This is a genomic window from Aminobacter sp. P4_D5, assembly GCF_056401815.1.
The window spans coordinates 1-573 of sequence record NZ_JBFUIP010001133.1; the positions used below are offsets into that span (position 1 = coordinate 1).

General features: G+C 62.5%; 1 protein-coding gene. It reads left to right on the forward strand.

The window, feature by feature from the left end; all coding sequences use genetic code 11:
- Positions 1-111 precede the first annotated feature (111 nt).
- Positions 112-573: hypothetical protein (locus AC1DWF_RS37085; protein ID WP_476843416.1), on the forward strand; the 462-nt coding region annotated here is incomplete at its 3' end.

Sequence of the window (573 nt, forward strand, 5' to 3'; positions counted from 1 at the left end):
ATCAACCGCCGTCGCCTACTGCTCGGGCTTGCCTCTGCCTCCACTGCTGCCGCAGTCGGCGCGATGCCTGCGCCTGCACTTGCAAGCCCCGCGATTGCGGAGAACCCGCGATTGCTGGAACTGGCATCCAAACTTCCTGCACTGGTCTCTGCACACAACGAAGCTCAGCAGGCTCAGGATGCTGTCGAGGCGAAGTGGAACGCTGTCTGGCCATGGGCCCCTGACGAACTGACTGCGCTTGGAACTGCGCATCCCTGGGAAGGTAAGCAGCCCGGCGAGCCGGAAATGCGGGTGATGGGCGGTTATCTGTGGCGCAAGGGGGACGCCTTTCCTCGCCGCATCGTTGTGACGACGCGGAAGCTGTGGGGGGAATTCAACCTCGTCCGGTATCATTTGGGCGTCCTCCGCAAAGGCAAGCAGAAGAAGAGCGGCGGCAAAACCGAAGCCGCGTGGCGTGATGAACTCGCGCGGCTGGAGCGACAGCACGGCATCGCCGAGACCTACGAAAAGGAGTGCGCTCGGCTTAAAGGGCCAGCGACGGCCGAATACGAGACAAAATGGACGGTTACGCAC